The organism is Candidatus Nomurabacteria bacterium, assembly GCA_023898625.1.
Classification (GTDB): Bacteria; Patescibacteriota; Saccharimonadia; order Saccharimonadales; family JAGQNJ01; genus HK-STAS-PATE-36.
Window position 1 is genome coordinate 608,960 of record CP060231.1, and the last position, 13,653, is coordinate 622,612.

8 protein-coding genes are annotated in these 13,653 nt (G+C 40.1%); all 8 read left to right on the plus strand.

All coding sequences use genetic code 11. The features are described from left to right. Nucleotides 1–69 precede the first annotated feature (69 nt). From H6793_03120 to mnmA, 8 genes are read left to right on the plus strand one after another with little or no spacing between them, the layout of a single operon-like run. Nucleotides 70–8,721 carry a BspA family leucine-rich repeat surface protein gene (locus H6793_03120; GenBank protein ID USN95298.1) on the plus strand — a complete coding sequence of 2,884 codons (8,652 nt, stop codon included), beginning with the start codon at nucleotides 70–72 and terminating at the stop codon, nucleotides 8,719–8,721. 12 nt (nucleotides 8,722–8,733) lie between these two features. Continuing rightward, nucleotides 8,734–9,501: a TatD family hydrolase gene (locus H6793_03125; GenBank protein ID USN95299.1), complete on the plus strand. Its 768-nt coding sequence runs from the start codon at nucleotides 8,734–8,736 to the stop codon at nucleotides 9,499–9,501. Next, nucleotides 9,498–9,833, plus strand: a complete 336-nt coding sequence (locus H6793_03130; protein ID USN95300.1) for a hypothetical protein — start codon at nucleotides 9,498–9,500, stop codon at nucleotides 9,831–9,833. Before H6793_03125 ends, H6793_03130 begins: the two co-directional genes overlap by 4 nt. Beyond that, nucleotides 9,823–10,206, plus strand: coding sequence for a hypothetical protein (locus tag H6793_03135; protein ID USN95301.1), 384 nt, complete (start codon nucleotides 9,823–9,825; stop codon nucleotides 10,204–10,206). The genes H6793_03130 and H6793_03135 overlap by 11 nt, the downstream gene beginning before the upstream one ends. Nucleotides 10,207–10,228: 22 nt before the next feature. Then, nucleotides 10,229–11,371: a cysteine desulfurase gene (locus H6793_03140; GenBank protein ID USN95302.1), complete on the plus strand. Its 1,143-nt coding sequence runs from the start codon at nucleotides 10,229–10,231 to the stop codon at nucleotides 11,369–11,371. Nucleotides 11,372–11,417: 46 nt separating this feature from the next. Beyond that, complete coding sequence (locus tag H6793_03145; GenBank protein ID USN95303.1) at nucleotides 11,418–12,005, plus strand: hypothetical protein; 588 nt, start codon at nucleotides 11,418–11,420, stop codon at nucleotides 12,003–12,005. Beyond that, nucleotides 11,998–12,534, plus strand: coding sequence for a hypothetical protein (locus H6793_03150; GenBank protein ID USN95304.1), 537 nt, complete (start codon nucleotides 11,998–12,000; stop codon nucleotides 12,532–12,534). The genes H6793_03145 and H6793_03150 overlap by 8 nt, the downstream gene beginning before the upstream one ends. A gap of 29 nt (nucleotides 12,535–12,563) precedes the next feature. Beyond that, nucleotides 12,564–13,616, plus strand: coding sequence for a tRNA 2-thiouridine(34) synthase MnmA (mnmA, locus tag H6793_03155; GenBank protein USN95305.1), 1,053 nt, complete (start codon nucleotides 12,564–12,566; stop codon nucleotides 13,614–13,616). Nucleotides 13,617–13,653 lie beyond the last annotated feature (37 nt).

Below are 13,653 nucleotides of genomic sequence, written 5' to 3' on the forward strand. Positions count from 1 at the left end.
CAACAACCAACAAATTAGTAATACCTAAAGTAACAACTAATTTAGATAAATACCAAATCATTCATTAATATGAAACTAAACCCCAAAGCCCTACTATCCAAACTACCACTACCTTTCTGGGCTTCCTTCTATCTATTTCTCATCATACTTACCATACCAGTACTAGCTTATATAGGCACACTCAGTAAAGCAGATCCCGGAACCCTCACAGTAACCATCAATCAAAAAACAGGTACAACAGACCCTAATCCTTCTTATACATCAGTATTCACTGTAGTATTCAATGAAGCCATAGACAGTAGCACTTTCACCAACACAGACATTACTCTAGGTGGTACCGCACCAGGACAACAAATCCAATCCATTACCGAAGCTGGAACCTTCAACAAAACCACCTATGAAGTCAGAATCCAAGCGACATCAGCTGGCACTATCCAGCCTACCATCGCTCAAGAACTCGTCACTGCCCAAAACGGAGCCTCTGGCACTAATCAAGCTAGTACCAGCACCGACAATAGCGTAACCTACGACGTTACATGGGCGCCGAATGAGTTTGTAACAACCTGGGATACGACGAAGCCAGATGATACAAGTTCGATAACTTTTCAGACAATGGGGGGAGGCTATAACTATAGTGTTGATTGGGGTGATGGCAATACTAGTGTTGGGCAGGTTACTGATTCGTCACATACTTATGCAGTAGATGGAACATACACGGTTAAGATAACGGGTTCATTTCCACAATTTAACGTGTGGGGAGAGAAGAAGATAGTTGACGTCAAACAATGGGGTACAAACCAATGGACATCTATGTATCAGACATTTGCTAGTGCCGAAAATATACAAATTTCTGCTATTGATGCGCCAGATATGAGTAACGTAAATAACATGGGGTCAATGTTTAATTTTGCATGGAACTTCAATTCCAATATTAATCATTGGGATGTTAGTCATGTAACAGATATGTACAATACTTTCTTAAACGCTAACAAATTTAATCAACCTTTAGGGAGCTGGGATGTCGGTAATGTGACGAATATGGGCTATATGTTTGCAAATGCAAGTTCGTTCAATCAGCCTTTGGGCAACTGGAACGTCGGCAATGTAACAAACATGGAGCGTTTGTTACTGAGCGCAACCTCGTTTAATCAGCCTCTAAGTAGTTGGAATACTAGTAATGTTACAAATATGACAAGGCTTTTTGCAAATGCAGGTTCGTTCAATCAGCCTCTAAATAGTTGGAACGTTAATAATGTAACAGACATGAGCTATATGTTTACAAATACAGCGACCTATAATCAGCCTCTAAATAGTTGGAACGTTAGTAATGTGACAAACATGACAAGTATGTTTTTTTTATCGGCAAGCTTCGATCATTCATTAGCCAACTGGAATGTTAGTAATGTCACCGATATGTCACAGATGTTTGCCTCTGCGTTAGGTTTATCGGTAACAAATTATGATGCAACTTTAGCCTCTTGGAGCTCTCAAGCTCTACAAAATAATGTAACTTTTGATGCCGGCACCAGTAAATATTGTAATTCTGAGGCTCAGCGTCAGAGTATCATCACTAATTTTTCATGGACAATTAATGATGCTGGCAAGGATTGCGGATCACCCCCACGTCCATTTATCATTCAGGTTAAGACCGATAATCCAGGCACTACTAGTAATAATCAATTCCTTATTCCAACCGATAGTAACTATATCTACAATTACAATGTTGACTGCAATAACGATGGTACGCCTGAATATACTAACCAAACAGGTGATGTAACCTGTACTTATGGCTCAACTGGCCAATATGATGTTGCTATATCTGGAATATTCCCTTATTGGAATGGAGGTATGGGGCTTGAACAATTAAAGATTATCGATGTTAAGCAATGGGGTGATATAGATTGGCAAGATATGGCATATATGTTTTATGAAGCTTCGAATATGACTATGTCGGCAACAGACGCCCCGGGCTTATCTAGCGTAACTGACATGAGTTGGATGTTTAATGGTGCGGCATCGTTCAATTCAAATATTAATAGCTGGGATGTTAGTAATGTTGAAAATATGGCTGGATTATTTAGTGGTGCTACATCATTTAACCAACCGCTAAATAGTTGGAATGTGGGTAACGTTTATGATCTGCACTCCATATTTCTTGATGCAATATCATTTAACCAGTCATTGGACAGCTGGAATGTAGGTAGTCTATTGGATGCACGATTTATGTTTTTTGGTGCCATATCCTTCAACCAGCCATTGAATAGCTGGGATGTTAGTAATGTTACAACTATGGAAAGTATGTTCCAGGATGCCATTGCTTTCAATCAGACATTAAATAGCTGGGATGTTAGTAGTGTAGTGAATATGAGTAGAATGTTTCAGCACGCCACTTCCTTTAATCAACCCCTGAATGGCTGGGATGTTAGTAATACCAACAATATGATGCTAATGTTTTTTGATGCGACATTATTTAATCAACCATTAAATAGCTGGGATGTAGGCAGTGTCACTAATCTTCAGGGCATGTTTGGCTATGCTACTTCCTTCAATCAACCACTTAATAATTGGAGTATAAGTAGTGGTGCAAATATAGATGCACTTTTCATAAATGCCACTTCATTCGACCAGTCTTTAGCTGATTGGGATGTGAGTGATACGTTAAGCCTGAAAGGCTTATTCGGCGATTTCATTGAAACAAGGAAGGCATTTTTTGAACAAATATATAGCCTATCTTATGAACAGTGGGATCAGCCAACTAAAGATAATTTTTGGAATATGATGTCATCAATTTTTGGCTACGCCATTGATGAATCTTCCTATACCCCAGACCCCTCAGGTCTCTCTACCGCCAACTACGACGCCACCCTAATATCTTGGTCAGCACAGAACCTAGAGAGTAGTGTTGTCTTTGACGCTGGCACCAGTAAGTACTGTACTAGCGAGGCTCAGCGTCAGAGTATCATCACTAACTTTTCATGGACAATTAACGATGGTGGAAAGTATTGTGGACCACCACAACGCCCATTCATCATACGGGTTAAGACTGATAACCCCGGCTATACTAGCAACAATCAGTTTCTAATCTTAGCTGATGGTAATACACTTAACTACGATGTAGATTGTAACAATGATGGCACGCCTGAATATACCAATCAGACAGATGATGTAACTTGCACATATGGTTCACCCGGTGAATATGATATTGCTATTACTGGGACTTTCCCTCATTGGTACGGCAATGTCGATAACAATGATCAAGCAAAGATTATTGATGTCAAGCAGTGGGGTGATATTGAATGGCTGGATATGAGTGACATGTTTAATAGCGCTATTAATATTACTGTTTTTACCGCAACAGATATCCCTGATTTAAGTCAAGTTACGAGCATAAGAGGTATGTTCAGTAGAGCAACGGGATTCAACACCAACATAAATAATTGGGATGTTAGTAATGTAACAAATATGGATGACACCTTCTCTCTAGCTACTAGCTTTAATCAGCCACTGAATAGCTGGGATGTCAGTAACGTAACTATCATGAAAGCTACATTTGCAGGTGCTTCTTCATTTAATCAACCACTTTATAGCTGGGATACCAGTAATGTTATGTATATGAATGTTATGTTTGCAAATACAGACTCCTTCAATCAGCCACTTGACAGCTGGGATGTAAGTAATGTAACCGATATGACAGCGATGTTTGCAAATACAGACTCCTTCAATCAGCCACTTGACAGCTGGGATGTCAGTAACGTAACTGATATGTCAGCTATGTTCGCAAATGCAGTGGTTTTTGATCAGCCACTGAATAGTTGGGATGTAAGTAATGTTATGGATATGACGGGTATGTTTAGTAATACAGGTTTATTCAACCAGTCATTAGCAAACTGGAATGTTAGCAATGTTTCAGTAATGGACGGTATGTTTTCTAGTGCTACAGACTTTAATCAGCCACTGAATAGTTGGGATGTAAGTAACGTGGCTAGTATGTTTGGTATGTTTGGAGATTATGTTGCTTCAGCTCGGTCTGACCATGAACAGGGCTATGGCTTACCTTATGATCAATGGGATCAACCAACCAAAGACGCTTTCTGGGGTCAGATGTCAATTATTCTTGGCTACCCCGTTGACGAACAATCTTACGTACCCAACCCATCTGGTCTCTCCACCGCCAACTACGACGCCACTCTAATATCTTGGTCGGCACAGAACTTAGAGAGTAGTGTTGTCTTTGATGCTGGTACCAGCAAATACTGTAACTCAGAAACCCAAAGACAAAGTATTATAGATAACTATACCTGGACAATAAACGATGCAGGGAAGGATTGTTCTATCCAACCCCCTCAAAATCTAGTAGGCACTCCTCATACTAAATCAATAGAAGTAGACTGGGATGACGTAACAGGAGCAAATCACTACAAACTAGAGTACAAGCTAACAAGTTCTTCTACCTGGACAGAATACACTAACAACACCATCTCTGGCTCATTTCTAGAAATAACTGGCCTAGAAGCATCAACCTCCTACGACATTAGAGTAAAAGCTGTAGACTCATCAAACGACGAAAGCGATTGGTCAGACACCCTAACAATATCTACCTTAGCTCAACAAACCTATCATATTACAGATTGTCAGGAGTTGCAGAGTTTGTATGTAAATCCCATTACCTATGTTACAGGAGATCCCTACGGAAGATACTTACTAGATAACGATATAGATTGTACAGAGACATCAAACTGGTACTGGGAGGGAATAGACCCAGAAGCAAATATTCCATCAGGCTTTTTGGCTATGGTATTTAGTGGTGATTTCGACGGACAAGGCCATACGATAAATAACATATATCAAGATACTGAGTACTTGACGGTTGGAGGTATGTTTGCGCAAATAAATGGCGCATCAATCAGTAATGTCACCTTGAATAACTTCAATAGGAAAATCGGAGCCAAAGAGGCTTTCACTATAACTCTACCCACAGGGGGTGTAGTGGTGACATATGCCCTATCGTCGACAATATCGAATGTAGAGGTCAAGAATTTGCAAGCCACAGGAGAATCAGTAGGCAAATTAGGAGGTATAGTTGGGACAGCGGATTCCTCGACACAAATAACAAAATCATCCGTTACAGGATCGGTAAACTTGTCTGGATATACTCTAGATGGACGATTTGATCAGCCACTAGATATCACAAATGATAACAGCGGTAATGTATATATTTTGGATGTTGGAAACAAGCGAGTTCAGAAATTTGACTCAAACGGTAATTACATTATGCAGTTTAAAGCTCAGGATAACTCAGCTACCTATACACCTAGTAGTATAGCTATAGACAGCAGCGGATTTATCTATATAACAGATCAGACTAATAGATTCGTAAGAAAATATGATAATAATGGTATTTTTCAATCCCAATTCGGATCATCAGGATCCGGAGATGGGCAGTTCTATGAACTTAACGATATTGCAGTCGACTCCATGAATAATATTTTAGTTGCAGACAGAGTTAACAGTCGTGTTCAAAAGTTCGATACGAATGGTAGTTATATTTCCCAATTCGGATCATCAGGATCCGGAGATGGGCAGTTCTATGATTTGTCGAAACTAGTCTTAGATAGCACCGGAAACATCTATACGTTAGAATCTAATAATCATCGTGTTCAAAAATTCGATACGAATGGTAATTTTTTGCAGAAATTTAATACCGATACATTTGCAGACGAATCATTCAATACCCCAGTAAGTCTATCTATAGATAATCTAGGAGATATATACATTACTGATAGTGGTAACCTAAAGATACGCAAATTCACAAATTCTGGCACATACATTTCTGATATTGGAACAGAAACAGAAGTATTTGCACCATATGGAATTTTAGTTAATACATCTGGTGATATTGTTGTTTCTGATATAATGCGAAATTCCATAACACGCTACTCAAATACGGGAGTAAAGCAGAACTCATGGGGTAGGTATGGCTCAAACACAGGAGCTGATCTATTTGTTGGAGGTGTAGCGGGACTTTTAGTTAATAGCTCTATTAGAGAGTCGTTTACCAACATTAGTATTACTGTTGATATTAATAGTGGCATGAACTATGACGATGGATCTGCTGTTGCTCCATTAGTGGCTCTAGGTTACTACAGCAATATAAATGATAGTTATTCATTAGGGAGTATCGCTACAAACGGGGGTCCAGTAATTACTGCTGGAATCGCAGGTTGGATGTACACGAATGTTAATATAAATAACTCATACAGTGCTACTGACATTATCGAGACAAATAATATTCTTCCTGAGTCGTTTGGCTCGCCATGGCCATCTGATTTTTCTGCAAGTAGTGCTTTAGTAGGTATGTATGTCATGCCAGACGTGGTTATTAATAATTCCTTTTTCGCTGGATCTTTGCAGTCTAACATACCAATTCGTAGCCTTGTTTCAATGGCAATGACTGGTAATCCTACTGGGCCGTTGCCTAATACGATTAATGTCTATTACGACCAAACTAAATCCGGAGTTAATAAATGTATTGGACTGCCAATTGACATGAACACAGCTAGCTTTTTACCTACTATAGATTCCGACTGTCACCCCATCAACACCGATGGTTCTCAACCTAACTACTTCAAGAACAATTCTACCAATCCCCCATTGAATCAATGGAACTTCTCTACTATATGGAAAACTAACTGCACTAACTATCCAGACTTTGTAGGCTCAACCAACTGTAATCCATCCAACCCTCCAGAAAACCCAGGTAACGGCAATCCTCCAACCACCCCTACAACTCCCACAACCCCAACCACCCCTACAACCCCAACCAATCCTCCAAAGACTCCTAGTACCACCAAACCACCTACTCCCTCAACTCCCACCACTCCCACAGAATCAGACACCCCTCCATCTTCATCCAACAATCAGTACTACTCCAACCCTCAGTCTACGGCACTACCAGCTCCCCTATCTAAAGTAGTCAAAGGCTCCTTCATGCAATCTCTAGTGAACTATACTGCTAACAATATACCTAAACCCGTAGCTAAAGCCATTCCATACAGCCTACTCATACTTCTACTAGCTCTCTCAGCCCTCTATGGCTACTCTAGCTATCTAGAAAACAAAAGAAGACAAGCTCTCCAAGCTCTCATCACTCGCTTCAAATCTCTACTATCGGCTAGAGCTACCTTCCTACGTATTACCTCCCACTACATCAATACACCGATCACTAAGATCCAAGGAACCATAGAACTACTAGCTATGGGTACTACTTCAACCACAACTGCTAATACCACAACAGCAAGTACCAACACCACAAACAATAACTCAAGTACTAACAATAACTCTACAGGCTCTAATACCAACCCTCCTACTAATACCAGCGCTACTCCTCCAAGTAACACTACTAGCTCTACCAGTAATCCAGGCACTACCTACACCCCTAACTCTAGCTCCCAGACTAGTTCAGCTTCCGTAAACAGCTCTAGCAATCAGGCTAGTACCACCAGCTCCATCAGTTCTACTCCTAGCTCCCCTAATAGCATTAGTATACCTATTAATACTAACTCTAGCTCTCAGTCTGGTTCAGCTTCCGTGTTCACCTCAACCCTAGCCACTACAGCTACCACTCTAACTATCCCAGAAGCCTCTATCGTAGCCTCCAAGTCAGCCATCAAGAGTCTCACTAACCATGCCAATGAACTACTAGATGAAGGACAATCCCTCACCGGAAGACAACAAGCTAACATCAGAAACCTAGAACAAAGAAAAGGACTTAGCTTCCTAACCCATCCTTTCTTCTGGCTCCCAGTAGTAGTTATCTCTACCTTAGTAGTACTACTCAACATCATCTTCATTCAAGCTGAACGCTATACCCCTACAGCTATTACTATTGCTTCTCAACTTATCCTAGGCTTCGTTGGTGTTATAGCTTTAGGTGTCAGCTACTACTTCTACCGTTCCTTCCAGTCCCAAAGACAAGCTCTACTAACCGAACAAGAAATAGAACAAGAGTTCAATGCTCGCCAAGCTAACTTCATAGCTGATGCCTACAACAAGCTCAACGATGACATCATAATCCTAGAAGGTGTCAGCCAAGACCTAGCTAAGTATCCTAAAGTCCGTAACTTCAACCAAGGCCTCAATGAACTAAAAGACATAGTCTCCCAACTAGAAAAACTCAGCAACCTATCTAAGCATGTCCCAGGACTGCAATACCACACCAACCTAAGCAGTACTATATCTACTACCCTAACTAACCTCAGATCCCTAGCTGACCAACAGAACATCACTATAACTACCAACAACATCAAACCCAACCAAAACGTCAACATAGAAGCTAATGCCCTAACCCATCTACTGTCAGCTCCACTCAAGAACGCCATCTCAGCTAGTACTGCTGGCTCTAATATAGAACTATCCCAATCTATCCACAAAGCTAACAAATCTAGCCAGATAAATAAACCTAACACAGTAACCACTAACCCTAACAATACCAACCTACCTATCCAAATAACTATTACCGATCATGGCAAAGGCATACCCCCAGAACAACTAAACAATATCTTTACCCCATTCAACTCAGCCCATAGCCTAGAACACTTCACTGATACCGGACTAGGACTAGACCTCTACCTATGCAAAGTAATTACCGAACAATACAACGCCAACCTAACCATCACCAGCCAACCAGGAGAAGGCACAACAGTGATAGTGGGGATGGGGTGAGAAAAGAAACAGATGGAGTTTGTTGATACACATTGTCATGTGCATTTTCCGGATTATGGACTTGATGCTGATGAGGTTGTCACAACAGCAATTGATCAGGGTGTGACCAGAATGTTGGCCGTAGGTTGCACATTGCATGATAGTAAGCTGGGTGTAGAATTTGCTTCAAGGCATAAAAGTATATGGGCAAGTGTTGGTGTTCATCCGCACGAGGCAAAATTTTATACCGAAAACCCAAAATCACTACAAGAACTAAGGAATTTATCAAGAGAGCAGAAGGTTGTGGCGATAGGTGAAATTGGTCTAGACTACTATTATCAACACTCATCAAAGGAAGATCAAAATTCAATGTTGCGCTACCAGGTAGAGCTTGGGTTAGAGAAGAACTTACCCTTCATCTTTCATGTTCGTGAAGCATTTAGTGATTTTTTTGAGATAATTGATGAATATAAAGGGATAAGAGGAGTAATTCATAGTTTTACAGCAGATCCTGAGGTGTTAGAAGAATGTTTGTCTAGGGGGCTATATATCGGCCTTAACGGAATAATGACATTTACAAAAGATAATAAACAGCTAGAATCAGCAAAATTAGTACCAAAAGATAAATTATTGCTTGAAACTGACTCTCCCTACTTGACCCCTGTTCCATTTCGTGGTACAATCTGTCAGCCTGTGCATGTTGTGAGTACGGCTCAGTTTTTGGCGAAATTACGCCAAGAAGATCTAAAGAGTCTAGCAGATTACTCTACACACAACGCCATAGAGCTATTTAAGTTATGATGAATATAGATAACAAGCATGAGTTACAGCCAACTATCGGTGAAAATATTCCTGGGCCAATGATGGAACGGATTGCTCAAGTTCAAAGAGCACTGAGCCGTATTGAAAATGCCCTTTCGTCACTTGAACAAGCATCCTTACTAAGGGAAACGCCGATTACTAAACCAGAACAAGCGCCTAAAGTAGACGGTCCTTATGCTGAACCTGCAAGCATACTTGATAAAAAGCAAGATATTTCTGAAGTGTCAGCAAGTGAAAATGGTGTAGCCGATGAAGATAGGGCGCGTAGGCTAGTTGATGAAGCGTTAAGAGGATTTGCCGATGCCGCTTAGAAATTTAGTAAATACCATTTCAAATGCTATTTCTACCAATAAACAACCTATTCGTGAAGCAAAGCTTTATAGAGGCCTAATGCGTCATGAGGCAAGCATTGGCGGAACAGTCTTCGGACCAGTACCAGAAGGTCGTAGGCGAGAATTCTTTTGCTTAGATGAGCATACTTGGGTTTGGCATGAGGAGTGGACCGATAAAAACGGTAGCCGTAACGTTATGACAACCAGATATGATATTCGGCCGACAGGTGTACTGAAATCACAAAACGGAAACCATTATCAGCCAGTAAGCGATCAAGAATCCTTGCGTTTATTGAACGCTGCACGATTGTACTACCAAAAGATTCGACAAGAAATCTACACCTTCGCATAGAAAATTACGGTATATTAGAGAAGTGACTGTTTATTTAGATTACGCATCCACTACTCCAGTTGATGAGCGAGTAGTACAAGCAATGCAACCATATTTAGCCGATAAGTTTTATAATCCTTCGGCACAATATTTAGTTGCAAAGGATGTTAGGCGTGATATTAATCAAGCTCGTGAAGATGTTGCTAAAGTTATCGGTTCCAAACAGAGTGAGATAGTTTTTACTACAGGAGCAACAGAAGCGAATAATTTGGCTATCAGTGGTGTGATGGAGTGCTTTCCAGGCAAAAACTTGGTAGTAAGTTCAATAGAACACGATTCTGTTATTGAGCCAGCTAAAAAATATAAACACAGTTTAGTAACGGTTGATGAATCTGGTATTGTTGACCCAGAATCGCTAAGGTCAGCTATTACTGATGATACGGTTCTGGTTAGCATAATGCAGGCTAATAATGAGATAGGCGTTGTTCAGCCCATAAAATTGATAGCCGAATTAATAGCAGAAATTAAGGTTAAGCGCCGTAAAAACAACAATGAGCTACCTCTTTATTTACATACTGATTCTGCGCAAGCTACAAACTATCTAGATATCCATGTTAGTAGATTGGGTATTGACCTGATGAGCGTTAATGGTGGAAAGATTTATGGCCCTAAACAGACTGGTTTTTTGTTTATCAAGACGGGAGTTAAAATAATCGGTCAAATACAGGGGGGTGGTCAAGAAAGAGGTTTGAGGAGTGGTACAGAAAATGTACCAGGAATAGTTGGCTTAGCTACGGCACTAAAAATTACCACTGAGATGCGTAGCCAGGAGTCTCGCAGAATGGCTGAGCTACAACATTATTTCTACAGAAAGCTCGATGAAATTCTACCAAATTTACACGTTAATGGTAGTAAAAAATTACGGCTTCCAAATAATATTCATGTTACTATTCCGGGCATTGACAACGAGCGTGCAATGATGGAACTCGATGAGCGTGGGGTTATGTGTGCGGTTGGATCAGCCTGTAGTGCAAGTAAAGACGAACCATCACATGTTCTAAAGGCAATTGGCTTAAGTGATGAGCTAGCGCGAAGCAGTCTGCGGTTTACTATGGGTCGTGCAACAACAAAAAATGATATAGATTTTGCCATATCAGCACTGAAAGATAGTTGCCAACAAGCATAACAAGCATTATTATATAGATATACGTAAACAGGTGGATTGATACAGGGTGGAACTTTGGCAGTTATTACTGATTATCGGAACTTTACTTGCAACCATGGTTGCCTTTGTTTGGACCGCCATAAAACTAAGTTCAATTAACCAGCCTAACACAGGAACGCATCGTACTAACGCTACCGAAGCTGTAAATTTGGCTGTGAATCAAGCCTTTACAGATGATTTTCGTGAAGAGTTACGACAACGTGCTCGTCAACAATTTGAAAAGTTGATACACGAAAATGCTATGTTTTTGCAACAAGATATTAGAATGAGCGCTTCACAACTCGAAGATTTTATGAAGCGTGAGATATTTGCGACTCTCCAGCAAGAATTAGCCAAACATCATGAAGCAGTTTCACAGACCAGGCAAATGTTATCTGATTCGGTTGCAAAAAGCCAGGCAGAATTAAACAGTCAAATAAATTCCGAAAAGGAAAGGCGAATCAAAGAATTAGATACTCAAATCTCTGAAATTGTAAAGAAATATGTTGTAACTGCTGTTGGCGACATAATGACCACAGAACAACAAGTTGCATTAATCGTGGATGGCTTAAATGCCCAAAAAGCAAATATTATGGAGGACATTCGGCGTGTCTAATGACCAGCCTCCAAAGCTATTAGTATTGCCAAGTTTTATTGTGTCAAAATCAGAAGTTCATCGATTGTTGTCCGAGCTACTTCAGATAGAAGACTTTTTATATAAAGCAGGTAATCGACAACCAGGCAGTAAATTATCTCTGCCTAAAACTACCGATGATTTAGATAAGTTTGCCGAAGCAAACAAAAGAAATGTCTTAAATCATGGACAAAGGATTGAAATGGCTAGATTTTTACGAGCAGTTTATAAATACGCTCCTGAGATAGGTGTAATTTTGCCATCTGGTTCAAACTCGAAGATACTAGACGGTATTACAAAATGGTTTAGGCAAAATATACATGCTCAGACTTTATTGGTAAGGTCAACGCAAAATAGACTCTCTGGAGGAGCAATTATCAGAATAAAACATAAAAGCTACGATTTTAGTTTGAATAATAGATTTACGTCAAATGATAATTTGTTGATTCGAGAATTATCTAATCACCCAAAACAAACTCAGAAATCAGACTCAAGAGCGAACTATTCATAGATAATACCACCTCTGTTATAATATAATTCGTGAATCAGAACAACACTACCGTATATGTTGGCTTGAGTGGTGGAGTAGACTCGAGCGTATCGGCTATGCTTTTGAAAGAGCAGGGGTTTAATGTCGTTGGTGTATATATGAAAAATTGGACAAAAAATCTACCAGGCTTTGAATGTCCATGGAAGGAAGATTTTCAAGACGCCAAGCGAATCGCAGTGCAACTTGGTATAGATTTCAAGGTATTCGACTTCGAGTCTCAGTATAAACAAAAGGTTGTCGATTATATGATAGCGGAATACCAGGCTGGTAGGACACCAAACCCAGACATTATGTGCAACCAAGAAGTTAAGTTTAAGCTTTTCCTAGAAACTGCGCTAGCCGATGGCGCAGACATGATTGCAACCGGGCACTACGCAAAAACTGAAAATGGCAAGTTGATGATCGCAAAGGATGATAATAAAGACCAGACATATTTTCTATACAGAGTTAACACCGACGCATTACAAAAAACCATCTTTCCATTAGGTGACCTTACAAAAAATGAAGTTAGGCAATTGGCTAAGAATCATAAATTAGTAACCGCTAAAAAAAAGGAAAGTATGGGGATTTGTTTTGTTGGTAAAGTTGGCATTAAGGAATTTCTCGGTCAGTATGTAAAATCTGAGAGAGGTAATATAATCAATGAGGAAGGTAAGATTGTTGGTGAACATGATGGGGCGATTTATTACACCATAGGCCAGAGGCATGGATTAGATATCGGAGGCGGGCTACCCTATTATGTTGTTGGTAAAGATATGAACAAGAATGAGGTTTATGTTACTACCGACTTAAACGATCGACGTCTATGGAAAGATAAGCTAAAGTTAACGAATGTTCACTGGATCAACGGTATCCCAGACAAGCTTAATGTATTGGTTCGCACTCGTCATCGCGCACCACTAGTCTCTGGATTAATAGATTATGATAGTTCGAATAATTCACTCTCGGTGGCCTTAAATAAGGAAGTTCGTGCCGTAACTCCTGGACAGTCAGCAGTAATTTATCAGGATGGTATCGTTCTGGGTGGTGGAATAATATATTAATGCTAATGTAGTATTTATTTTGAGAGTAGTATATCAT